Annotated in this window: 22 protein-coding genes; 13 read left to right on the forward strand and 9 right to left on the reverse strand. The window is 64.3% G+C overall.

Annotated elements, in window-relative coordinates:
• The first annotated feature begins 95 nt into the window (after positions 1 to 95).
• From H1D44_RS17160 to H1D44_RS17170, 3 genes are all read left to right on the forward strand, one after another.
• Positions 96 to 1,025, forward strand: coding sequence for an AEC family transporter (locus tag H1D44_RS17160; protein WP_181516250.1), 930 nt, complete (start codon positions 96 to 98; stop codon positions 1,023 to 1,025).
• A 69-nt stretch (positions 1,026 to 1,094) separates the two neighbouring features.
• Positions 1,095 to 1,445, forward strand: coding sequence for a DUF6152 family protein (locus tag H1D44_RS17165; RefSeq protein WP_181516251.1), 351 nt, complete (start codon positions 1,095 to 1,097; stop codon positions 1,443 to 1,445).
• Positions 1,446 to 1,454: 9 nt separating this feature from the next.
• Complete coding sequence (locus H1D44_RS17170) at positions 1,455 to 1,919, forward strand: hypothetical protein (RefSeq protein WP_181516253.1); 465 nt, start codon at positions 1,455 to 1,457, stop codon at positions 1,917 to 1,919.
• Positions 1,920 to 1,970: 51 nt separating this feature from the next.
• On the opposite strand, the gene ahcY is transcribed toward H1D44_RS17170, so the two are convergent.
• From ahcY to metK, 3 genes are all read right to left on the reverse strand, one after another.
• Positions 1,971 to 3,380, reverse strand: coding sequence for an adenosylhomocysteinase (gene ahcY / locus H1D44_RS17175; protein WP_181516254.1), 1,410 nt, complete (start codon positions 3,378 to 3,380; stop codon positions 1,971 to 1,973).
• A gap of 191 nt (positions 3,381 to 3,571) precedes the next feature.
• The gene (locus H1D44_RS17180) at positions 3,572 to 5,191 is read right to left on the reverse strand and encodes an SLC13 family permease (RefSeq protein ID WP_181516256.1); all 1,620 of its coding nucleotides are present in this window, start codon (positions 5,189 to 5,191) and stop codon (positions 3,572 to 3,574) included.
• A 199-nt stretch (positions 5,192 to 5,390) separates the two neighbouring features.
• Positions 5,391 to 6,611, reverse strand: a complete 1,221-nt coding sequence (gene metK, locus H1D44_RS17185) for a methionine adenosyltransferase (protein WP_181516258.1) — start codon at positions 6,609 to 6,611, stop codon at positions 5,391 to 5,393.
• A 323-nt stretch (positions 6,612 to 6,934) separates the two neighbouring features.
• Here metK and tkt point away from each other — a divergent pair, with 323 nt between their 5' ends.
• Complete coding sequence (gene tkt / locus H1D44_RS17190) at positions 6,935 to 8,926, forward strand: transketolase (RefSeq protein ID WP_181516260.1); 1,992 nt, start codon at positions 6,935 to 6,937, stop codon at positions 8,924 to 8,926.
• A 90-nt stretch (positions 8,927 to 9,016) separates the two neighbouring features.
• On the opposite strand, the gene H1D44_RS17195 is transcribed toward tkt, so the two are convergent.
• The 3 genes from H1D44_RS17195 to H1D44_RS17205 all read right to left on the reverse strand — a co-directional run bounded on the left by H1D44_RS17195 (position 9,017) and on the right by H1D44_RS17205 (position 11,097).
• Positions 9,017 to 10,069: a class I fructose-bisphosphate aldolase gene (locus tag H1D44_RS17195; RefSeq protein WP_181516262.1), complete on the reverse strand. Its 1,053-nt coding sequence runs from the start codon at positions 10,067 to 10,069 to the stop codon at positions 9,017 to 9,019.
• Positions 10,070 to 10,200: 131 nt separating this feature from the next.
• A complete protein-coding gene (locus H1D44_RS17200; protein ID WP_181516264.1) occupies positions 10,201 to 10,590 on the reverse strand; it encodes an Hsp20/alpha crystallin family protein in 390 nt (129 codons plus the stop codon).
• A gap of 45 nt (positions 10,591 to 10,635) precedes the next feature.
• Positions 10,636 to 11,097: an Hsp20/alpha crystallin family protein gene (locus tag H1D44_RS17205; protein WP_181516266.1), complete on the reverse strand. Its 462-nt coding sequence runs from the start codon at positions 11,095 to 11,097 to the stop codon at positions 10,636 to 10,638.
• 246 nt (positions 11,098 to 11,343) lie between these two features.
• On the opposite strand from H1D44_RS17205, the gene H1D44_RS17210 reads away from it, so the two are divergent.
• From H1D44_RS17210 to H1D44_RS17235, 6 genes are all read left to right on the forward strand, one after another.
• Positions 11,344 to 12,387 (forward strand): type I glyceraldehyde-3-phosphate dehydrogenase, encoded by a 1,044-nt coding sequence (locus H1D44_RS17210; RefSeq protein WP_181516268.1) that lies wholly within the window; start codon positions 11,344 to 11,346, stop codon positions 12,385 to 12,387.
• A gap of 43 nt (positions 12,388 to 12,430) precedes the next feature.
• Complete coding sequence (locus H1D44_RS17215) at positions 12,431 to 13,597, forward strand: phosphoglycerate kinase (protein WP_181516270.1); 1,167 nt, start codon at positions 12,431 to 12,433, stop codon at positions 13,595 to 13,597.
• A gap of 75 nt (positions 13,598 to 13,672) precedes the next feature.
• Positions 13,673 to 14,737, forward strand: a complete 1,065-nt coding sequence (gene fba, locus H1D44_RS17220; protein ID WP_181516272.1) for a class II fructose-bisphosphate aldolase — start codon at positions 13,673 to 13,675, stop codon at positions 14,735 to 14,737.
• Positions 14,738 to 14,893: 156 nt separating this feature from the next.
• Complete coding sequence (locus H1D44_RS17225; protein WP_181516274.1) at positions 14,894 to 15,250, forward strand: hypothetical protein; 357 nt, start codon at positions 14,894 to 14,896, stop codon at positions 15,248 to 15,250.
• A 72-nt stretch (positions 15,251 to 15,322) separates the two neighbouring features.
• Complete coding sequence (locus H1D44_RS17230; protein WP_181516277.1) at positions 15,323 to 15,904, forward strand: COG4315 family predicted lipoprotein; 582 nt, start codon at positions 15,323 to 15,325, stop codon at positions 15,902 to 15,904.
• Between the two features lie 81 nt (positions 15,905 to 15,985).
• The gene (locus H1D44_RS17235) at positions 15,986 to 17,371 is read left to right on the forward strand and encodes an SLC13 family permease (RefSeq protein ID WP_181516279.1); all 1,386 of its coding nucleotides are present in this window, start codon (positions 15,986 to 15,988) and stop codon (positions 17,369 to 17,371) included.
• Between the two features lie 76 nt (positions 17,372 to 17,447).
• Here the strand turns inward: H1D44_RS17235 and H1D44_RS17240 are convergent, their stop codons facing one another.
• Positions 17,448 to 17,771: a hypothetical protein gene (locus tag H1D44_RS17240; RefSeq protein WP_181516280.1), complete on the reverse strand. Its 324-nt coding sequence runs from the start codon at positions 17,769 to 17,771 to the stop codon at positions 17,448 to 17,450.
• A gap of 492 nt (positions 17,772 to 18,263) precedes the next feature.
• Positions 18,264 to 18,680 carry a hypothetical protein gene (locus H1D44_RS17245; RefSeq protein ID WP_181516305.1) on the reverse strand — a complete coding sequence of 139 codons (417 nt, stop codon included), beginning with the start codon at positions 18,678 to 18,680 and terminating at the stop codon, positions 18,264 to 18,266.
• A gap of 467 nt (positions 18,681 to 19,147) precedes the next feature.
• Between H1D44_RS17245 and H1D44_RS17250 the strand changes: the two genes are divergently transcribed.
• The 3 genes from H1D44_RS17250 to H1D44_RS17260 all read left to right on the forward strand — a co-directional run bounded on the left by H1D44_RS17250 (position 19,148) and on the right by H1D44_RS17260 (position 20,759).
• Positions 19,148 to 19,846, forward strand: a complete 699-nt coding sequence (locus tag H1D44_RS17250; RefSeq protein ID WP_181516282.1) for an HAD-IA family hydrolase — start codon at positions 19,148 to 19,150, stop codon at positions 19,844 to 19,846.
• 110 nt (positions 19,847 to 19,956) lie between these two features.
• Complete coding sequence (locus H1D44_RS17255; RefSeq protein WP_181516284.1) at positions 19,957 to 20,334, forward strand: translation initiation factor Sui1; 378 nt, start codon at positions 19,957 to 19,959, stop codon at positions 20,332 to 20,334.
• Between the two features lie 14 nt (positions 20,335 to 20,348).
• On the forward strand, positions 20,349 to 20,759 hold the full coding sequence (locus tag H1D44_RS17260; protein ID WP_181516285.1) for a YbaY family lipoprotein: 411 nt from the start codon (positions 20,349 to 20,351) through the stop codon (positions 20,757 to 20,759).
• On the opposite strand, the gene H1D44_RS17265 is transcribed toward H1D44_RS17260, so the two are convergent.
• Positions 20,731 to 21,603, reverse strand: a complete 873-nt coding sequence (locus H1D44_RS17265; protein WP_181516287.1) for an NAD-dependent protein deacetylase — start codon at positions 21,601 to 21,603, stop codon at positions 20,731 to 20,733. The two genes, H1D44_RS17260 and H1D44_RS17265, sit on opposite strands and share 29 nt — an antisense overlap.
• Positions 21,604 to 21,621 lie beyond the last annotated feature (18 nt).

Below are 21,621 nucleotides of genomic sequence, written 5' to 3' on the forward strand. Positions count from 1 at the left end.
CATCAGCCTGGGGAAGTCCTGCCGAGGCAACACAACGGCTGACAGCCGCCCTGTCGAAAGGCATCATATCGGCTTTCAGCGATGGATGAGCTGGCATGATCGACCCCGGAGCCCTGCTGGGCCCCCTCTGGACGCTTCTGGCCTTCGTCGGCCTGGGTTGGCTGGCGGCACGACGACTGGCCATCGACCCGCGGCCCATCGCCACCTTGCTGATCTACATCATCGCCCCGCTGACCTTCTTCCGCGGCCTGCTGCTGGGCGGCCCGACGCCTCAGTACCTGCTGCTGACGCTGGCGCTGTTCCTGCTGGCGAGCCTGGTCGCCGCCACCATCAACCCCTTGGCCAAACGCTTCCTCTCCTCCCAGGAGAGCGCCGTGTTGGCCTTCTCCTCCGGCACCGGCAATACCGGCTACTTTGGCCTGCCCATCGCCATGCTCCTGCTGCCCCCCGAAGGGGTGACCCTCTATCTCTTCTGCATTCTCGGGGTGACGCTCTACGAGTTCACGGTGGGCTTCTACCTCAGTGCCCGCGGCCGGTTCTCGGTGCGCGAGAGCCTGGTCAAGATCGTGCGCCTGCCCCTGATCTACGCCTTTCTCGCCGCGCTGCTGGTGAGTGGCTTGGGCATGACGCTGCCGAGCGCCCTGATGGAAAGCCTGACGGTGTTTCCGGCCACCTATACCCTGCTCGGCATGATGATCATCGGTATGACCTTGGGTCGCGTGGCGATCCGCGAGATCGACCTGCGCTTCATGGCCGGCTGCGTGACGATTCGCTACCTGCTGTGGCCGTGGCTAATGCTGGCCGTGGTGCTGTTGCTCCAGACCATGATGCCCCTGCCCGGCGAGCTGGCCTTGGCCCTGCTGCTGTTCGGAGTGGTCCCGATGGCCGCCAACGTGGTGGTGGTCGCCATGGAGCTTGGCATCAAGCCGGAGAAGGGCGCCCTGGCTGTGCTGGTCACCACCCTGGCCGCCCCACTGCTGGTTCCCCTCTACCTGCCACTGCTGATGCGCCTGGCCGGCCTGTAGAGCGATTGGCCTTGAAGCCCGGCCCGGTAGAGCTAGCCTGAAGAAAGGTATCTTCGGAAGGAGGCCATCATGCATCGTCATGGATATTGGGCGCTCGCCATCGTCATGCTGCTGTTCCTCGCCCCCGCCCAGGCCCACCATGGCTGGGTCGGCGGCGAGACCATCGAGATCGAAGGCACCATCACCCATGTACGCTTGGGCAACCCCCACGGCGAAGTGCAACTCGACGTGGATGGCGAAACCTGGACGGTCGAGGTCGGCCAGCCCTGGCGCAACGAACGCGCCGGATTGGAAGAGGGCGACCTCGCCGAAGGCGTGGAGCTGCGCGTCTCGGGCGAATATGCCCGTGAAGGTGTGCTCAAGGCCGAGCAGCTGTGGATTGGCGAAGAACACTACGTGCTGTATCCCGGGCGAATCTGACCTGGCGACGTGGAAGCCCTGCTGACATCGCTCGCCGATACTGCCCTGGCCGAATGGATGCGACTCTCGCGCTGGGGCTATGCGGCGATCAATGCACTGCACGTGCTGGGCATCGCCCTGCTGATCGGTGCCATCCTCGCTCTCGACCTGCGCTTGCTGGGTTGGCGCCAGCGCTTGCCGGTGCGTGAACTGGGCCAGCTGCTGCAGCCGGTGGCGATCGCTGGGCTCCTGCTGGCAATGGCCACCGGGGCGCTGCTGTTTCTCGCCGACCCCAGCGGCTATGCCGCCATGCCGCTGTTCTTGCTCAAGCTGGCACTGATCGCACTGGCCATCGCCAATGCGCTGCTGCTCAACTTGGGGCCAGGGCTGGAAAATGCCTCGCCGCGGCGGCAGCTCGTGGCCGGCACTCTGTCGCTGCTGCTATGGCCGGCAGTGCTGCTGGCGGGTCGCATGCTCGCCTTCGTCGACGGCTGACAAATGGAAGCGCCGCCCGCAGGCGGCGCTTTCATTGCCTCGTGGGACACCTCAATAGCGATAGGCGTCCGGCTTGTAGGGCCCCGCCACCGGCACCCCGGTGTACTCGGCCTGCTGCTCGGTCATCTGCGTCAGCACCCCGCCGAAACCCTCGACCATGTAGCGCGCCACCTCCTCATCGAGATGGCGCGGCAGCACGGTGACGGCCAGACCGCCCTCCTTCTCGGCCGGCGGCAGGTCGGCGAAGCGCTGCTGGTAGAGGTGGATCTGCGCCAGTACCTGGTTGGCGAAGGAGCCATCCATGATCCGCGAGGGGTGGCCGGTGGCATTACCCAGGTTGACCAGGCGCCCCTCGGAGAGCAGCAGCAGGTAATCGCTGCTGGCAGGGTCGAAGTGGCCCGGCTTGCTGTCGCGATAGACCTTGTGCACCTGCGGCTTGATCTCTTCCCAGTGCCAGTGGCGGCGCATGTAGCCGGTGGCGATCTCGTTGTCGAAGTGGCCGATGTTGCAGACCACCGCTCCCGGCTTGAGGGCCTCGAGCATGGCGGCGTCGCAAGCCTCGATGTTGCCGGTGCAGGTCACCACCAGATCGATGCGCGACAGCAGCTCGCGGTCGACGCTCTGCTTGCCGCGGTTGACGCCATCGACGTAGGGCGAGACGACCTCGTAGCCGTCCATGCACGCCTGCATGGCGCAGATCGGGTCGATCTCGGTGACCTTGACGATCATGCCCTCCTGACGCAGCGAGGCCGCCGAGCCCTTGCCCACGTCGCCGTAGCCCACCACCAGCGCCTGCTTGCCCGCCAGCAGGTGATCTAGGCCGCGCTTGATGGCGTCGTTGAGTGAGTGGCGACAGCCGTACTTGTTGTCGTTCTTCGACTTGGTCACGGCATCGTTGACGTTGATTGCCGGCACCCTGAGGGTGCGATCGCGCAGCATCTCCTGCAGGCGATGCACGCCGGTGGTGGTCTCCTCGGAAATGCCGTGGATGGCGTCGAGCAATTCGGGGCGCTTTTCATGCAGCAGGGCAGTGAGGTCGCCGCCGTCGTCGAGCACCATGTTGGGGGCCCAGCCGTCAGGGCCCTCCACGGTCTGCTCGATGCACCACCAGAACTCCTCCTCCGTCTCGCCCTTCCAGGCGAACACGGGGATGCCAGCGGCGGCGATGGCCGCAGCGGCATGATCCTGGGTCGAAAAGATGTTGCATGACGACCAGCGTACCGAAGCCCCCAGGTCGATCAGGGTCTCGATCAGCACCGCGGTCTGGATGGTCATGTGGATGCAGCCGGCGATGCGCGCCCCCGCCAGCGGCTGCTCGTCATGATACTTGGCGCGAATCTTCATCAGCGCCGGCATCTCGGTCTCGGCGATGCGTATCTCGCGCCGTCCCCAGTCGGCCAGGCTGATATCGGCGACCTTGAAGTCCTGCGCGGTCGGGGCGGAAACGGCGGGCTGGTTCATGCGTCACCTCTCTCGAGCGAAAAACGGTGCCCTCACTATAGGCAGGGAACGCTGGCAGCGACAATCAACGCTCGCACCTCCCTGGCTGATCGACACACTCGAACGGCACCGGAGGTACCGAACGAAGTGGGGTGGCGCTCGGCTGAAGCCCAGGCCGGGGAGAGCCCGTCACGATGCCACCCCAGTGAAGGTCAGAACTGCAGCCCCAACGCAAAGCCGCCGAGCAGATAGCAGAACAGCGTGATCAAGACGACCCCGATGATGTTGAGAACGACGCCGCCGCGGGCCATCTGACCAATGGTGACCGCGCCGGTGCCGAACACGATGGCATTGGGTGGCGTACCGACCGGCAGCATGAAGGCGCAGGTCGCGGCGAAGGCCGCAGGAATCAGCAGCGTCATCGGGTCGGCGCCGATGCCCACTGCCACCCCTCCGAGCACGGGGATGAATGTCGCAGCCGTCGCCGTGTTGCTGGTGACCTCGGTGAGGAAGAGCACGATAGAGGCCACGGCGGCGACCAGCAGCAGGATCGGCAGCACATGCAGCCCGGTGATCTGCTCGCCGAACCAGCTGTCGAGACCGGTTCCGGCTACCGCACCCGCCAGGCTCAGGCCACCGCCGAACAGTAGCAAGACGCCCCAGGGCAGCCCGTCCTCGGCATCCTGCCAGGTCAGCACCATCTCGTCCCGCCCTCGCGCGGGGAGGAAGAACAGCGCAATGCCGGCAGCGATGGCAATGGCGGTGTCATCGAGATTACCCAGCGGCCCCAAGCGCTCTCCCACTCCCGGGATACTGGCAAGCAGGCCGGGCACGACCCACAGGAAGGCCGCCGAGCCGAACACCAGCATCACCATCTTCTCGCCTTGGCTGAGCCCGCCGAGTTTTTGGATCTCGCCGTCGATCATCTCCTTGCCGCCGGGAATCTCCGCGACCTTGAACGGGTAGAGCACCCGGGTCATCAACACCCAACCCACCAGGATGAAGGTGAACCCCAGGGGCACACCGAGCATCATCCATTCGAGAAAGCCGATGTTGCGACCCAACTCGTCGGCGGCGTAGCCGGCGACGATAGCGTTGGGGGGGCTGCCAAGCAGGGTGCCGAGGCCGCCCATGCTCGCCGACCAGGCGATTGCCAGGAGCAGGCAGAGACCGAAGCGCTTGACGTTCTCATCAACGATGAAGTCGACGTGGCCGGGCCGGTGATGGTCGTGCTCGTGTCCCGCCGGGTCATGTCCCGGCGCGGGTGTGGCCATCGACTCGCCGCTGCGTTCCGCGACCAGGGCCAGCACGGAGAGGCCGATCGGCAGCATCATCAGCGTTGTCGCGGTGTTGGAGACCCACATCGACAGGAACCCCGTGGCGAGCATCATGCCGAGCACGATCCGATGCGGCGAGACCCCGACCCGGGCCAGGGTCAAGAGCGCGATGCGCCGGTGCAGGTTCCACTTCTCCATGGCGATGGCGATCAGGAAACCGCCGAGAAACAGAAACACGATGGAGCTCGCGTAGGGCGCCGTGGCCTGAGCGACGGTTCGCTCCGTCAGCATCGGGATCAGCACGATCGGCAGCAGGGCCGTAGCCGAGAGCGGGATCGCCTCGGTCATCCACCACACCGCCATCAGGGCGCCGATCGTCGCCACCCAGCGCGCATCCGGCGACAGTCCTTCGGCCTGGCCCATGGCAAGCCAGACGATCAGCGCCACCAGCAACCCGAAGGCGCGCAGCCCCCATATCAATCTGGCGGAGCGCCCGCTGGCCTCTTCGCCACCCGGCGCCTCGCCCTGTCTCTGCTCGTGGGGTTGCTTGTCCATTGGTCGATCTCTCCATTACTTGCTTTTACTTTGCTGGCACAGCGAGCGACCGCTGCCGGGCCTCCGCATGGTGGCTCCGACAGCAGCTGCCCACTGAGATTCACTTCATGGGGGGTGGTCGACCCTCTATTTCGACCATAACAGCAGGCCCCGCACGGCTAAGCCGGCGGGGCCTGTCACTTCATGCCTGGGCGAGTGCTTACAAACCGGCGGCCTGACGCAGCGCCGCGGCGCGGTCGGTGCGCTCCCAGGGGAAGGCGGTAAAGGTCTCGGTGTGCTCCTGACCCTTGGTGTCCTTCCAGTGGTAGCTGGTCTCGAAGGGCTCACGACCGAAGTGGCCATAGGCTGCAGTGAGCTGATACATCGGGTGCAACAGATCGAGCATGCGCGTAATGGCGAACGGGCGCAGATCGAAGTGCTCGCGCGTCAGTTCGATGATGCGCGCCTCGTCCACCTTGGCCGTGCCGAAGGTGTTGATCGACACCGAGGTGGGCTCGGCCACGCCGATGGCATAGGAAACCTGAATCTCGCAGCGGTCGGCGAGCCCGGCGGCGACGATGTTCTTGGCCACGTAGCGTCCGGCGTAGGCGGCGCTACGGTCGACCTTGGAGGGGTCCTTGCCGGAGAAGGCGCCGCCGCCATGGCGCGCCATGCCGCCGTAGGTATCGACGATGATCTTGCGCCCGGTGAGGCCGCAGTCGCCCACCGGACCGCCGATGACGAACTTGCCGGTGGGGTTGATGTGGTACTTGGTCGACTCGGTCAGCCACTCGGCCGGGATCACCTCCTCGATGATCTCGCGCTTGACCATGCGTCGCAGCTCCTCCTGATCGATCTCCGGCGCATGCTGAGTCGAGAGCACCACCGCCTCGACGCCGCAGGGCATGCCCGCCTCGTCGTAGCGGAACGTCACCTGGCTCTTGGCGTCCGGGCGCAGCCACGGCAGCAGACCATGCTTGCGCAGCTCGGCCTGGCGCTCCACCAGGCGATGAGCATAGTGGATCGGCGCTGGCATGAGGGATTCTGTCTCGTTGGTGGCATAACCGAACATCAGCCCCTGGTCGCCCGCCCCCTGATCTTCCGGCTTGCTGCGATCGACCCCTTGGGCAATATCCACGCTCTGCTTGCCGATCAGGTTCAGCACGCCGCAGGTCTCACCGTCGAAGCCAACCTCGGAGGAGGTGTAGCCGATATCGATGATCACCTGACGCACCAGTTCCTCGAGGTCGACCCAGGCCGAAGTGGTAATCTCGCCGGCGACGATGGCCACGCCGGTCTTGACCAGCGTCTCGCAGGCCACCCTGGCATGCTTGTCGCGGGCGATGATGGCGTCCAGCACCGCATCGGAGATCTGGTCGGCGATCTTGTCCGGATGCCCCTCGGAGACGGATTCGGAGGTGAACAGGGAGTATTCGCTCATGCGTGTCGACCCTTCTATGTATCGGCAAGCGTTAGTATCGGTAAGGCGCGGCGCTGTCGTCGAAGCGGGGTGACGACGCCTGAGGCGGCATGATGCCTGGCTTCCTGCCCGGCGAGCATGCAGCGCTGTGAGCACACGAGTTTACATGCTGGCACCGGCAGTGGCACCCGTCATTTGATGACCGGCGGCAAGTCGGCGACAATAGGCGCCCGGATTCGACTGCGCCGTACCTTCTTGCGGCGCCCAGCCAGAACGCTACCGGCAGGCCCGGCAGGCCGCCGATGACTTGCCCCATTCTGCCGCAGGCGAGGAGCTAACCCAACATGCCATCCCGTTTCGAACTGGCCAACGCCATTCGCGCCCTATCCATGGATGCCGTTCAGAAGGCCAAGTCAGGCCATCCCGGCGCCCCGATGGGCATGGCCGACATCGCCGAAGTGCTGTGGAACGACTACCTCAAGCACGACCCCAGCGATCCCAAGTGGCCCGACCGCGACCGCTTCGTGCTGTCCAACGGCCACGGCTCCATGTTGCTCTACTCGCTGCTGCACCTGACCGGCTACGACCTCGAGCTCGAGCAGTTGCGCAACTTCCGCCAGTTGCACTCCAAGACTGCAGGTCACCCCGAATTCGGCTACGCCCCGGGCATCGAGACCACCACCGGCCCGCTGGGACAGGGCCTGGCCAACGCCGTGGGCATGGCCGTCGCCGAGAAGACCCTGGCGGCGCAGTTCAACCGCCCCGGCCACACCATCGTCGACCACCACACCTACTGCTTCGCCGGTGACGGCTGCATGATGGAGGGCATCTCCCACGAGGTGTCCTCGCTGGCCGGCACCCTCGGCCTGGGCAAGCTCACGGTGTTCTATGACGACAACGGCATCTCCATCGACGGCGAGGTGGAAGGCTGGTTCACCGACGACACCGCCAAGCGCTTCGAGGCCTACGGCTGGCACGTGGTGCCCAACGTCGACGGCCACAATCCCGAGGAGATCAAGGCCGCCATCGAACTGGCCCGCAGCCACGACGAGAAGCCCAGCCTGATCATCTGCAAGACGGTAATCGGCTTCGGCGCACCCAACAAGCAGGGCAAGGAGGAGTGCCACGGCGCCCCGCTGGGCGACGAGGAAGTGGCCGCCGCACGCAAGCAGCTCGACTGGCCCCACGCGCCGTTCCACATTCCCGAGCCTGTCTACCAGGGATGGGACGCCCGCGAGCGCGGCAAGTCGCAGCAGGACGACTGGCAGGCCCGCTTCGCCCGCTACCGCGACGAGCACCCCGAGCTGGCCAAGGAGTTCAGCCGTCGAACTCAGTGCAAGCTGCCGGCTGAGATTACCAGCGAGGCCTTCATCGAGAAAATGCAGGAGAAAGGCGAGACCATCGCCACGCGCAAGGCGTCGCTGCTGTGCCTCAACGAGCTCGGCCCGCAGCTGCCCGAGCTGCTCGGCGGCAGCGCCGACCTGGCGCCCTCCAACCTGACCTTCTGGAGCGGCGCCAAGTCGATCTCGCGGGAGAACCCGAGCGGTAACTATCTGCACTACGGCGTGCGCGAGTTCGGCATGGGCGCGATCATGAACGGCATCGTGCTTCACGGCGGCTTCATTCCCTACGGCGCCACCTTCCTGATCTTCATGGAGTACATGCGCAACTCAGTGCGCATGGCGGCACTGATGGGCAAGCGTGCCATCTACGTCTTCACCCATGACTCCATCGGCCTGGGCGAAGACGGCCCCACCCACCAGCCGATCGAGCAGCTGACCAACCTGCGCAGCACGCCCAACCTGTGCACCTGGCGCCCCTGCGACGCGGTGGAAACCGCCGCCGCCTGGGACGCGGCGATCAAGCGCAACTCCGGCCCCACCGCGCTGGTGCTATCGCGTCAGAACCTGCCGCACCAGCAGCGCAGCAAGCAGCAGCTGGCCGAGATCCAGCGCGGCGCCTATGTCCTCAAGGACAGTGAAGGCACCCCCGAGCTGATCCTGATCGCTACCGGCTCCGAAGTGGCGCTGGCGATGGATGCTGCCGCCGAGCTGGAAGGTCAGGGCCATGCGATACGCGTGGTCTCGATGCCCTCGGCCTATCGTTTCGACGGCCAGGACGCCGAATACCGCGAGAAAGTGCTGCCACGCTCGGTGACCCAGCGCATCGCCATCGAGGCCGGCCACGCCGACTACTGGTACAAGTACGTGGGCCTCGACGGCCGCGTGGTCGGCATGAAGACCTATGGCGAATCCGCCCCGGCAGGCGACCTGTTCAAGCACTTCGGCTTCACCGTGGAGAACGTGGTGAATCAGGCCAAGGAGCTGCTGGGCTGAGAGGCATGCCCTAGCGGTAGGCTAGCACCATGAAGAAAGGGCACGACCTGACGGTCGTGCCCTTTTACTTGCCTGTTTGCAGGATGGTGCTCAGGCCACTGTCACGCTCTGGTCGAGGTAGACGTCCTGGATGGCGTGGAGCAGCTCGACGCCCTCGCTCATGGGCTTCTGGAACGCCTTGCGCCCCGAGATCAACCCCATGCCTCCGGCGCGCTTGTTGATCACGGCGGTGCGTACCGCCTCGCCCAGGTCGGAGTGGCCCTTGGAGCCGCCGCCGGAGTTGATCAGCCCGGCGCGCCCCATGTAGCAGCAGGCCACCTGGTAACGGGCCAGGTCGATGGGATGATCGGAGGTCAGCTCGCTGTAGACCTTGGCGTGGGTATGACCGAAGCCGATGTCCTGATAGCCACCATTGGTTTCGGGCAGCTTCTGCTTGACGATGTCGGCCTTGATCGTCGAAGCGAGATGGTTGGCCTGGCCGGTGAGGTCAGCCGCCACATGGTAGTCCTTGCCCTCGTGCTTGAACCCCGGGTTGCGCAGGTAGGCCCACAGTACCGTGGCCATGCCCAGCTGATGGGCGCGTTCGAAGGCCTCGCTGATCTCCATGATCTGACGGCGGCTCTCGGGGGAGCCGAAGTAGATGGTCGCCCCCACCGCCACGCAGCCCATGTCGTGAGCCTGGTCCACCTCGGCAAACAGGGTCTGGTCGTACATCGCCGGGTAGCTCAGCGTCTCGTTGTGGTTGAGCTTGAGCATCATCGGGATGCGGTGGGCATAGCGGCGCGCCACCGACGACAGCACCCCAAGGGTCGAGGCCACACCGTTGCAGCCGCCCTCGATGGCCAGCTCGACGATGTTGGCCGGGTCGAAGTAGCGCGGATTGGGAGCGAACGAAGCGCCGGCCGAGTGTTCGATGCCCTGATCCACCGGCAGCAGGCTGAGGTAGCCGGTGCCAGCCAGGCGGCCGTGGCCAAACATCGCCTGCAGGCTGCGCATTACCGCCGGGCTGCGGTCGCTGTCGGCCACCACCCGGCTGACGAAGTCCGGCCCCGGCAGATGCAGCTGTTCGCGGGGAAAGCCTCGGCAGCGGTGATCCAGCAGGTACTCGGCGTCGTCACCCAGCAGTTGGGTAATGTCGGTCATGTCTTCCTCTCCATGGTGTCGTGAATCGCTATTCCCAGCGTAGTGAAAACCGTACCGAGCGTACGCTTCGCTTGCAAACGCAAGCGCCCTTCCACTGCGGAAAGGCGCTTACGAGCCCCGCTCAAGGACAGCTAAGCTGCCTTGATCTCGATCCTGCGGCTGCGATGCCGCTCCGCCTTGGGCAGGCGTAGCGTGAGCACGCCATTCTCCAGGCGCGCCTCGATGGCCGCAGTGTCGATCTCATGACTCAGCGTGAAGCGCCGAGCATAGCGCTGGGCTTGGGCCTCCGCATAGGTCGCGGTAATGCCCTCCGGCATATCAATGCTAATCTCGCCTTCGATGCTGAGCAGATGCCCGTCCACTTCGACGTTCAAGCCGTCTCGGGTCACTCCGGGCATGTCTGCCACGACCATCAGGACGTTGTCCTCCTCATAGATATCCACGGGGGGACGCATCGCCAAGCGCTCACGCCCAGGCATGGGCGCACCAGTCTGAGACTCATGACGAGTGACTTCGCTCATGCTCATCACCTCCCTATCAATGACCTGAACCCCCAGGCGCGCCATTCATGCCGCCTGGATCTCGATGCGACGCGGCTTGAGCTCCTCCTGCTTGGGCAAGTGAATCTCGAACACCCCGTCGTGACACCGCGCCTCGGCACGCTCGACGTCGATACCCTCGGGAAGGGCGATGGAACGGACGAACTCTCCGTCGAAGCGCTCGCGACGGAAGCTGGGTCGCCTGCTGTCCTCCTCCCCGTGCCCCGGCAGGGCATTTCTCGTGCCGCGCAGGATCAGCACGTTGTCCTGTACGCTGATGTCGAGATCGTTCATGCCCAGTCCCGCCGCGAGGACATAGACGCGCACGGCATCATCGGTGCGGCCAACGTTGATCATCGGAAAACTGCCGCGCGGTACGGAGCGAATGTCCGCTGCGCCACCCTCATTGAAGAGGTCTTGGAACCACTGGCGAAACCAGTCCGCCTCCGGCGAGAGGCCGGTATCGAAACGCCTGAGATCTCCGAACATATCGAACACCTCCTACGCTGATCAGGCTTTGTTCTCACGGGTTAACCCGAACCGCGGCACGACGCAGACTGAATTTGCCGTGCCGTAACGTTTCAATAGGGCCTTGCCGGTATTTTTCAAGGCCTCTCCCCAACTCCATGGCACCCGGCATCGCTACAGCCGGCAACACCGGCGCCAGTTGGGCAAGATCAGCGAAAATGCGCTAGAATCGCCGCTTTCCGCCGGCAAGAGAGTTCTGCTCCCGACATGCCCCAACGTATCGCCATCAATGGTTATGGCCGCATCGGCCAGTGCGTGCTGCGCGCGCTGCTGGAGCGGCAACTGCATCTCGCTGCCGGCGAACAGGCATTGGAAGTGGTGGCAATCAACGAGCTCTCCGACCTGGACACCATCGCCTACCTGACCCGCTACGACACCACCCACGGCCGTTTTCCCGGCAAGGTGGAAACGTCCGGGGATCGCATGGTCGTCAACGGCGCCTCCATCGAGGTACTGACGGAGCCGGAGCCGGACCGGCTACCCTGGGCCGAACTCGGTATCGACCTGGTGCTGGAGTGCTCCGGCAGCTTCAAGGACCGCACCACCGCCGACCGGCACCTCGACGCCGGCGCCGGACGCCTGCTGTTTTCCCAGCCCGCCGAAAGTGACGTCGACGCCACCATCGTCTGCGGCATCAACGACAGCGAGCTGGCCGCCGGGCATCGCATCGTCTCGGCAGCGTCGTGCACCACCAACTGCCTGATACCGGTGCTCACGGTGCTTGACGAGGCACTGGGCATCGAGCACGGCGTGACCACCACGGTGCACTCGGCGATGAACGACCAGCCGGTGATCGACGCCTACCATCAGACCGACCTGCGCCTGACGCGCTCGGCGATGCACTCCATCGTGCCAGTCGATACCAACCTGGCCCGCGGCATCAATCGCCTGATGCCGCACCTGGCCGGACGCTTCGAATGCCTGCACATGCGCGTGCCGACCATCAACGTCTCGGCCATGGACCTGTCGCTCTGCGTGCGCCGCGATACCACGGCCAGCGAGGTCAACGCCCTGCTGCGCGAGGCCAGCGCAGGGCGCCTGGCCGGCCTGCTCGGCTACACCGAGGAGCCCATGGCCTCGGTCGACTTCAACCATGACCCCCGCTCGGGTATCGTTGACGCCACTCAGACCCGAGTGGCGGGTCATCGCCTGATCAAGCTGCTGTGCTGGTTCGACAACGAGTGGGGCTTTGCCAACCGCATGCTCGATGTCGCCCAGCGCATGGCGGCCCTGCCAAGGGTGGCCAGATGATCCCGGCTGCGGTTTCCCTCAGACAAGGAAAGGAAGACGCTTGATGAACGTGCTCAAGATGACCGACCTCGAGCTTCGCGGTAAGCGGGTGCTGATCCGCGAGGACCTGAACGTACCCGTCAAGCACGGCAAGGTGACCAGCGACGCCCGTCTGCGGGCCAGCCTGCCGACCATCAAGGCGGCCATGGAGGCCGGCGCCAAAGTGATGCTGATGAGCCACCTGGGGCGCCCCACCGAGGGCGAGCCGGCGACGGAGTTCTCGCTGGCCCCGGTGGCCGAGCGCCTCGGTGAGCTGCTCGGCCGCCCGGTGCGGCTGGTCGAGGAGTACCTCGACAGCGCCCAGGACCTGGCCGATGGCGAAGTCGTACTGCTCGAGAACGTGCGCTTCAACGCGGGCGAGAAGAAGGACGACGAAACGCTGTCCCAGCGCTACGCCGCGCTGTGCGACATCTACGTGATGGATGCCTTCGGCACCGCCCACCGCGCCCAGGCCTCGACCCACGGCGTGGCGCGCTTCGCCCCCCAGGCCTGTGCCGGCCCGCTGCTGGCCGCCGAGCTCGACGCCCTGGAAAAGGCACTGGCCACGCCCAGGCGCCCCATGGCCGCCATCGTCGGCGGTTCCAAGGTCTCGACCAAGCTCGAGGTGCTCAACGCGCTTTCCGACAAGTGCGATCAGCTGATCGTCGGCGGCGGCATCGCCAACACCTTCATCGCTGCGGCCGGCCACAACGTCGGCAAGTCGCTGCATGAAGCCGACCTGATCGACCAGGCCAAGGCGCTGATGGCAAAGGTCGAGATCCCGCTGCCCACCGACGTGGTGGTGGCCACTGAGTTCTCCGAATCGGCGGAAGCCGTGGTCAAGCCGGTCGACCAGGTGGGCGACGACGAAATGATCCTCGACATCGGTCCCGATACCGCAGGAAGGCTTGCCGGCCTGCTCAAGGATGCCGGCACCATTCTATGGAATGGCCCAGTGGGCGTGTTCGAGATCGACCAGTTCGGCCACGGCACCGAGGCGCTGTCGCGCGCCATCGCCGAGAGTAACGGCTTCTCCATCGCCGGCGGCGGCGACACCCTGGCCGCCATCGACAAGTACGACATTGCGGATAAGGTCTCCTACATCTCCACCGGCGGCGGCGCCTTCCTCGAATACGTCGAGGGCAAGATCCTGCCCGCCGTGAAGGCCCTGGAAGACGCCGCCGCTCGCTGACCCCCAGCCGCCCGGCCCTGCCGGGCGGCACCCTACAGCTCCCAGATAGACTGCATAGAGAGAACAGGTGAGTTCATGGCACTGATCAGCATGCGCCAGATGCTGGACCACGCCGCCGAGCGCGGCTATGGCATCCCAGCCTTCAACGTCAACAACCTCGAACAGATGCGCGCCATCATGGAAGCGGCTGACGCAACCGATTCACCGGTGATCGTCCAGGCCTCCGCCGGTGCGCGGAAGTACGCTGGCGCACCGTTCCTTCGCCACCTCATCCTGGCCGCCGTGGAGGAGTTCCCCCACATCCCGGTGGTGATGCACCAGGACCACGGCACCTCGCCCGCGGTGTGCCAGCGCTCGATCCAGCTCGGCTTCTCCTCGGTGATGATGGACGGCTCGCTGGGCGAGGACGGCAAGACCCCGATGGACTACGACTACAATGTCGACGTCACCCGTCGCACCGTCGAGATGGCCCACGCCTGTGGCGTCTCGGTGGAAGGTGAGCTGGGCTGCCTGGGTAGCCTCGAGACCGGCATGGCCGGCGAAGAGGACGGCATCGGCGCCGAAGGCGTGCTCTCCCATGACCAGTTGCTGACCGACCCGGAAGAAGCCGCCGAGTTCGTCAAGGCGACCCAGGTCGACGCCCTGGCCATCGCCATCGGCACCAGCCACGGTGCCTACAAGTTCACCAAGCCGCCCACCGGCGACACGCTGTCGATCCAGCGCATCAAGGAGATCCACGCGCGCATCCCGGACACCCACCTGGTGATGCACGGCTCCTCCTCGGTGCCCCAGGAGTGGCTCGCCATCATCAACGAATTCGGCGGCGAAATCCCCGAGACCTATGGCGTGCCGGTCGAGGAGATCGTCGAGGGAATCAAGTACGGCGTGCGCAAGGTCAACATCGATACCGACCTGCGTCTGGCCTCTACCGGGGCGGTGCGTCGCTTCCTGGCCAACAACCCGGCCGAGTTCGATCCGCGCAAGTACCTCAAGGAAACCGTGACCGCAATGCGCGACGTCTGCATCGCCCGCTACGAGGCTTTCGGCACCGCCGGCAATGCCAGCCGCATCAAGCCGATCAACCTCGAGGCGATGTACGAGCGCTACGCCCGCGGCGAGCTGGATCCGAAGGTGCGCTGAACTGCGTCTGTCAAACCCGGGGCGGCCTGAACGGGCCGCCTTTTTTGTTCCCGGTTGCCGCGCCAATGGGCGAAGGCAACCCAGGCTATTGCATTGCAACAATCACGGCGCTCACACTAGCGACTGAGTGTTTCCCCCTGTACAAGGACGCATCGCATGAAGACGGTCTCGCCTTACTCGCTGGTTCCTCTCAACCCTGCGGCCATGATGGACGTATGGAAGCTCGGCGTCATGGCCTTCGAGCTCTGGTCGACTTCCGTTTCCACCATCACCCTGCGCCAGAGTCTGTGGCAGACACAGCCTCCCACCAGTGCCCGCATGCTGCGGGAGAACCGGCGTATGGTGACGGAAAAGTTCGAGGCCGGCCTGGAAACCGGATTCGAGATCCAGAAAGCCATGCTGCAGATGGCCTTTGGCCAGAGTTCGCCCTGGTGGGATACCGGCCTGCGCGCCATGACCCCCTACCATCGACGCAGCAGCGCCAACTCCCTGCGGCTCTCTCGCCGTCGCTGAGCTTGCGCGACGGCCCAGGGCCTACCTACAGTGAAGGAACATCGCCACGGAAGGTCGAGAGGAGAGATCGACATGATGTCACCTGCCCTGAGCGGCGGCCTCTTGGCCGCATTGATCCTGGCCGCTGCGAGCAGCGTCGCAGCGGAAGCCCGCGACGCCAACGGCGACGATCTGGCGCAGGTCGAAGGCATGCCCCCTGAAGAGTCGGAACAGCAGCTGGACCCCAGGGCCGATCCAATCAAGCAGGCTCGACCTGAAGTCGGCGAGCAGGAGCCCTTCGGGCGCTACCTGACCAACCAGGACGGCAAAAGCCTCTATATATTCGAACAAGACGAGCAGGGCGGCGATTATTCCACCTGCTACGAAACCTGCGCTATCGCCTGGCCGCCCTACACCACCGAAGAGCCCCCGGCTGCCGGCGAGCAGGTAGATGCCGAGCGCCTGGGCGTGATCGAGCGGGACGACGGCACCCGGCAGGTCACCTACGACGGCTGGCCGCTCTATTTCTTCGCCCGCGACGTCTATCCCGGCGACGCCTTGGGTCAGGGCCTTGACCACATGGGCGGCCCCTGGTACCTGATCTCGCCGGATGGCGACATCATCGAAGAAGCCGGCCCCGAGCAGGCAGACCCGGTGGAGCCAGGTAGCCCCTGACCCAACAGACAGGCCGGCGGACATGACCGCCGATTCCTTCGCCTGCTAAACTCTGCGGCCATGCCCGAGCCTGGAGTTTGCATGCCTGCCGCCGCCAAGTCGCTTCCCACCCCTCGTCACTGGATCTCTCTTGTCGCCACGCTGGCGGTGGTCCTGTTCCTGCTGGCGCTGCCCGAGGCGTCGATGCTGGTGCGCGCGGGTGCCGTCATCGGCCTGTGCATCGGGCTGTGGGCGACCGGCTGGCTGCCGCAGTGGCTGACCGCGCTGGTATTCTTCACCCTTTGCACCGTGGCCGGTGTGGCGTCGCCGGATATCGTCTTCGCCGGCTTCGGATCGGCGGCGACCTGGCTGGTCTTTTCAGGGCTGATCATCGGCGCGGCGATCCAGTACACCGGACTGGGTACCAGCCTGGCGCAGGGCGTCGGCCCCTGGCTGGAAGGTTCCTATCGACGGGCACTGATCGGGGTGATCCTGCTGGGTCTGGTCATGGCGTTCTTCATGCCATCCGGCATGGGACGCATCCTCTTGATGGTGCCGATTCTCACCACCCTGGCCGATCATCTGGGGTACGAGCCCGGCGAGCGCGGTCGCACCGGGCTGATACTGGGAGGCATGATGGGTACCTTCCTGCCCACCTACGCCATCCTGCCCGCCAACGTGCCCAATAACGTGCTGATGGGGGCCGCCGAGGCGGTGCTGGGAACGCCGCCCAACTACAGCGAATACCTGCTGTTGCATTTCCCGGTGCTGGGCCTGCTCAAGACGCTGCTGCTGATCGTCGTCATGCTATGGCTTTATCCGGCACATGCCCCCAGATCAACCGGCAGTGCAGCAGAAACCACGCCACTCACTCGGCCCGAACTCGGTCTGGCGGCCCTGCTCACGGTGGCGGTGCTGCTGTGGATGAGCGATGCCTGGCACGGCATCTCACCGGCCTGGATCGGCATGCTGGTAGCCTTGGTCTGCCTGTTCCCCGGCAGCAGGTTGATGGGCTCCAACCCCCTGCACTCGATCAGCTTCGACTCTTTCATCTACGTCGCCGGTATCGTCAGCCTCGGGGCGCTGGCCTTCCATAGCGGCCTGGGGGAACGCGTGGCTGGCAGCCTGCTTTCAGTGCTTCCCCTGCATGAAGCCACCGATGCTGCCGTCTTCGGCATGCTTTCGGGACTGGCCATGCTGCTCGGCACCTTGGTCACGCTGCCAGGGATTCCTGCCATCCTGACGCCGATGGCACCGGGTCTTGCCGCGATGACCGACTGGACGCCGGAAGCGGTCTACATGACCCAGGTGGTGGGGTTTTCCACCGTACTGCTGCCGTATCAGGCGCCGCCGTTGATCGTAGGCATCCTGGCCGCACGTATTTCCCTGCGCGAAACTGCCAGGCTGTGCCTGATCACCGCGCTGCTGAGCGTGGTGCTGCTGTGGCCGCTGAACTACCTGTGGTGGGAGTGGCTGGGCTGGATCTGAGCGTTTATCGTATCGCACAAACGCGTCGCCCCCGGCATGGCCGGGGGCGATGAGCGGGGATTAGCCGTTCAGGCGATTACCAATCCTGGTCGTCGTCCTCATCGATTTCCCACTCTTCCTCTTCATCTTCGGTTTCCCACTCGTCGTCAGCGGTTTCCCACTCTTCCTCTTCATTCTCTTCTTCCCACTCGTCAGCGTCCCACTCTTCCTCTTCGTTCTCGTACTCGATGCCCTCGATCACGGGAGCCTGGCCGCTGGTTTCCGGAGCGGTCTCTTCAGGGAAGGTATCGTCACCGTCCTTCTCTTCGTCATGGTAACCAGCCATTGCCAGCGGGCTGACACTCAGGCCAAAAGTAATACCGACAACACCGAGCTTCTTGAGAAATTCCTTGGACATCATGTTCGTACCTCCTACGAAGTTTGAACTGCTTCCTGAAAATTTACCGAAACCGTTTCGAAAATGATTCCGACAAGCACCTTGGACAAAGCGAAACCCAGGCCAACTCGACAGAGAAAACAATTAATAGTTTTATTTCAAAAGCTTAAGAAGCGTATGAATGAGCCAATGAACTTTCACCTGAGACGAGAAAGTGGTGAAAAATGTCACATGAGCACAGAATGACCGTGCCCGCCTGACCTCTCCGGCAAGCATTCCCGCCAGCTCCGCTCGTCACCCGCTTCACCTGCCACGCACACAAAACCACCCCCGGCTTAGAGCCGGGGGTGGTTCCGAGGCGGTTGATCTCATCAACCTTCAGGTGACACCGCTCTCATCCTTGAGAACGATTCCCCCTCCTTGGGGAGGACTTACCCATCCATGGGTAGGCAACCTTCCTTGGTCAGCATCGATGGCACTTTCCATGTGCGGCTACCCATCCATGGGTATCAGCGATTACCAATCCTGGTCGTCATCCTGATCCTCTTCCCATTCTTCCTCTTCGTTCTCTTCTTCCCACTCGTCATCGGCGTCATCGAAGCCGGTATCACCTTCAGCATCGAAGCCGGTGTCGCCTTCAGCACCAGCACCGGCGCCTACGCCAGTGTCGCCTTCAGCGTCCGCTCCGAAGCCAGCGTCACCTTCAGCCTCAGCGCCAGCGCCCATGCCAGCATCATCTTCGGCGCCCATGCCGGCACCAGCGTCAGTGCCTGCACCTGCTCCAGCTTCATCACCCGGAACCGTTTCCTGTGGAACGGCGCCGTCCTGGGTGTCCTCTTCGTCATGGAAATCGGCGAAAGCCAGCGGGCTGGCTGACAGGCCAAAAGTGATACCGACAATGCCGAGTTTCTTCAGAAATTCCTTGGACATCATGTTCGCACCTCCAGAGGTGTTGAACGTGAATTTTCCTTTGAAGCCGGAGCTTCGCTCATTGAGACCGATGACTGCAGATCCTGCTGCGTTACCATTCGGTCTGTCTTGCTCACCCTGAACGTTGCAGAGGCTGGGCCAACATCGGAATAAAAAATAAAAAATCTTTTAAATCAAAAATATAGCACCAACCCCACCATGCCAGCTTGGGACTTTAAACCGGCCTGACGTTGGTGATTTCTGACACATGGGTCGGTTCTAGGCAGACACAACCCACCTCTGCAGACCCGTTTTCAGCGGGACGCTTCACGTATGCGACCAAAGACGCAACGGCAACTTGAAAACGGAGTGGTTACACGCAATACTTAGGAAACAGCGTTCTTAAACATGCGCGGGCCTAAATTTCAACCCCTGCATGCCGATACAAGACATACGGTGTACGACAGTCACGAGACTGTGAGGAATCCAGGATGATGCGCCCCCTATGCCTGCTCTTCGATTGCGACGGCACGCTGGTCGACAGCGAGCCCCTGCTGGCCGCCGAAATGGCAGCCAGCTTGACCCGGCTGGGGCTGCCCTTCCAGGCCAGCGACTACATCGGCGAGTTTCGCGGCAGTCGCTTCCGTAACATCGTGGCGGTACTCGAAGGCCGATACGGCAGCATCGACCCACTGCACCTCGCCGAAGGCGAAAGCGAGATGCGCAGCAACCTCAACCGCCGTCTCGAGTCCGAACTGGGAGCCATTACGGGCGCGCGCGAGGCCCTCATGGCCTTGATCGACTATCCCCGCGGCGTCGTCTCCAACGGCCCCGTGAACAAGATCCAGACTTCGCTCAAGGCAATCGGCTTCGATGACTTCTTCGGTGAGCATCTCTATAGCGGCTACACCGCCAACTGCTGGAAGCCTGACCCACGCCTCTACCTCCATGCCGCCACCGAGATGGGCTTCGAGCCCGAGGACTGCATCGCCATCGACGATGCGCTGGTAGGAGTCAGGGCGGCACTGGATGCCGGCATGACGGTAATCCACCTGAATCGCTTTCCGGATGCCGAGGAGACACCGGAAGGCGCCATCATGATCAGCAGCATGTTCCAGCTTCCCAACGTAGTCGAGAACCTGGCCCATACCCGCGCCCTGGAGAATCGCCAGATCGCCTTTGGCAGTTGACTCCACCGACCCAGCCATTCCCACTTCCTGATCGCCCGAACCTGGCATAGCCAGCCCCTTCCGCGGGGCGTTATCATGGCCTGCATCGTATCGAAGCCAGGAGCTCTCCCATGGCCTCATTGCAAGACCAATTGCGCGGCCTGGTGTATTCCACGGAACACGGCGACATCTGCCCCGGCTGCCGCCAGCCGCAAGCGGCGTGCCGTTGTACCGAACTGGCCGAGCAGCAGCGTATCGAGGCCCTCGACGGGATCGTGCGCATACGCCGGGAAACCAGCGGGCGCAAGGGCAAGGGAGTGACCACTCTCAGCGGCCTTCCCCTTGCCAGCGCTGAACTCAAGGCGCTGGCCAAGACACTCAAGAAACGCTGCGGTACCGGCGGCTCGGTCACCGACGAGGGCGTGATTGAAATCCAGGGCGACCATCGAGAGCTCCTCAAGGCAGAGCTGGAGCGCCGAGGCTACACTGTCAAGCTCGCCGGAGGCTGATCCAGGGAGGAACCATGTCGTATCCACAGGCATTCGTGATCAATGCCGTGAAACGCTCACGGCTTGCCCTGGTAACGCTGGGGCTGGTGGCGCTGACGGGCTGCGCCGGTGCACCACAGTTCACCGAGCTGGACGCTCAGGTCGAGCCACCTGCTGGGCTCGAGCCGAGCGACGATGCCGAACTCCGTGTGCGCCTGAGCGACGACTCCGGCACCCTGGCAGAAACCCAGGCCACGCCGCACGATAGCGGCCCATGGCCTGTCACGCTGCGCTTCGACCGGCGCACGTTCGAGTCAGCTCGGTCTCCGCAGCTATCGGCCGAACTGCGCCAGCAGGGCAACCTGACACACATCACGCCTGAGCCAGTGATCGTGCCGGGGCCAGATGCCGGGCCATTCAGCCTGCCGCTCGCACCCCGCCCGTGAAGCTGGCGGCCACCGCGCCGAGGACCTCCCCGATGGGCGACTCGAGCTTGAGGGAATAGAACGCATCGCCGCGAGTGCGCCCCAGGTTGAGGCAAGCGATGGGCTTGCCGGCATGACTGGCCTGGCGCGCGAAACGGTAGCCGGAATAGACCATCAGCGATGAACCCACTACCAGCAGCGCTTCGGCTTCTTCAACCAGCGCCCGGGCCCGAGCGACTCGTTCGCGGGGCACGTTGTCGCCGAAGAACACCACATCGGGCTTCCAGATACCGATGCCGCAGCGCCGGCAGCCAGGCACCTCGAAAGTCGAGAAGTCCTGCTCGACGGCAGCATCCCCATCCGGCCGTGCCTCGGCCTCCACGGCGAGCCAATCGGGATTCCGCTCGGCCAGTTCCCCATGCAGGTCGTGACGCATGCGCAGCGCACCGCAGCCCATGCAGCGGACCTGCTCGGCGCGCCCATGCAGATCGATGACGCACCGCGAACCGGCCTTCTGGTGCAGGCCATCGACGTTCTGGGTAATGATACCGTGGATGACTCCCGCCGCTTCCAGGCGCGCCAATGCCAGATGTGCCGCACCGGGGCGAGCCCCATGCAGGGTACGAAACCCCACCAGCGCCCGTGCCCAGTAGCGCTGCCTGGCGGCATGGCTGGCCATGAACTGCTGGTGCTGCATGGGCGGCGCGCACTTCCATGCGCCCGAGGCGTCACGGTAATCGGGAATACCGCTCTCGGTACTCACCCCGGCACCGGTGAGTACGGCAAGGCGTGAGTGGCCTGCGATGAAGTCTCGCAATTGCGCTACCGCTTCTGTCACGGCTGGCTGTGGTGTATCGTTCATCATCTATCCATCATGCTGCGG

It is taken from the genome of Billgrantia kenyensis, from assembly GCF_013697085.1.
GTDB lineage: Bacteria > Pseudomonadota > Gammaproteobacteria > Pseudomonadales > Halomonadaceae > Halomonas > Halomonas kenyensis.

What these genes read in the sequence shown, in the direction of transcription:
- H1D44_RS17160 (WP_181516250.1), top strand. Translation starts at nt 96, where the DNA reads ATGATCGACCCCGGAGCCCTGCTGGGCCCCCTCTGGACGCTTCTGGCC.
- H1D44_RS17165 (WP_181516251.1), top strand. Translation starts at nt 1,095, where the DNA reads ATGCATCGTCATGGATATTGGGCGCTCGCCATCGTCATGCTGCTGTTC.
- ahcY (WP_181516254.1), bottom strand. Translation starts at nt 3,380, where the DNA reads ATGAACCAGCCCGCCGTTTCCGCCCCGACCGCGCAGGACTTCAAGGTC.
- H1D44_RS17180 (WP_181516256.1), bottom strand. Translation starts at nt 5,191, where the DNA reads ATGGACAAGCAACCCCACGAGCAGAGACAGGGCGAGGCGCCGGGTGGC.
- metK (WP_181516258.1), bottom strand. Translation starts at nt 6,611, where the DNA reads ATGAGCGAATACTCCCTGTTCACCTCCGAATCCGTCTCCGAGGGGCAT.
- tkt (WP_181516260.1), top strand. Translation starts at nt 6,935, where the DNA reads ATGCCATCCCGTTTCGAACTGGCCAACGCCATTCGCGCCCTATCCATG.
- H1D44_RS17195 (WP_181516262.1), bottom strand. Translation starts at nt 10,069, where the DNA reads ATGACCGACATTACCCAACTGCTGGGTGACGACGCCGAGTACCTGCTG.
- H1D44_RS17200 (WP_181516264.1), bottom strand. Translation starts at nt 10,590, where the DNA reads ATGAGCGAAGTCACTCGTCATGAGTCTCAGACTGGTGCGCCCATGCCT.
- H1D44_RS17205 (WP_181516266.1), bottom strand. Translation starts at nt 11,097, where the DNA reads ATGTTCGGAGATCTCAGGCGTTTCGATACCGGCCTCTCGCCGGAGGCG.
- H1D44_RS17210 (WP_181516268.1), top strand. Translation starts at nt 11,344, where the DNA reads ATGCCCCAACGTATCGCCATCAATGGTTATGGCCGCATCGGCCAGTGC.
- H1D44_RS17215 (WP_181516270.1), top strand. Translation starts at nt 12,431, where the DNA reads ATGAACGTGCTCAAGATGACCGACCTCGAGCTTCGCGGTAAGCGGGTG.
- fba (WP_181516272.1), top strand. Translation starts at nt 13,673, where the DNA reads ATGGCACTGATCAGCATGCGCCAGATGCTGGACCACGCCGCCGAGCGC.
- H1D44_RS17225 (WP_181516274.1), top strand. Translation starts at nt 14,894, where the DNA reads ATGAAGACGGTCTCGCCTTACTCGCTGGTTCCTCTCAACCCTGCGGCC.
- H1D44_RS17230 (WP_181516277.1), top strand. Translation starts at nt 15,323, where the DNA reads ATGATGTCACCTGCCCTGAGCGGCGGCCTCTTGGCCGCATTGATCCTG.
- H1D44_RS17235 (WP_181516279.1), top strand. Translation starts at nt 15,986, where the DNA reads ATGCCTGCCGCCGCCAAGTCGCTTCCCACCCCTCGTCACTGGATCTCT.
- H1D44_RS17240 (WP_181516280.1), bottom strand. Translation starts at nt 17,771, where the DNA reads ATGATGTCCAAGGAATTTCTCAAGAAGCTCGGTGTTGTCGGTATTACT.
- H1D44_RS17245 (WP_181516305.1), bottom strand. Translation starts at nt 18,680, where the DNA reads ATGATGTCCAAGGAATTTCTGAAGAAACTCGGCATTGTCGGTATCACT.
- H1D44_RS17250 (WP_181516282.1), top strand. Translation starts at nt 19,148, where the DNA reads ATGATGCGCCCCCTATGCCTGCTCTTCGATTGCGACGGCACGCTGGTC.
- H1D44_RS17255 (WP_181516284.1), top strand. Translation starts at nt 19,957, where the DNA reads ATGGCCTCATTGCAAGACCAATTGCGCGGCCTGGTGTATTCCACGGAA.
- H1D44_RS17260 (WP_181516285.1), top strand. Translation starts at nt 20,349, where the DNA reads ATGTCGTATCCACAGGCATTCGTGATCAATGCCGTGAAACGCTCACGG.
- H1D44_RS17265 (WP_181516287.1), bottom strand. Translation starts at nt 21,603, where the DNA reads ATGATGAACGATACACCACAGCCAGCCGTGACAGAAGCGGTAGCGCAA.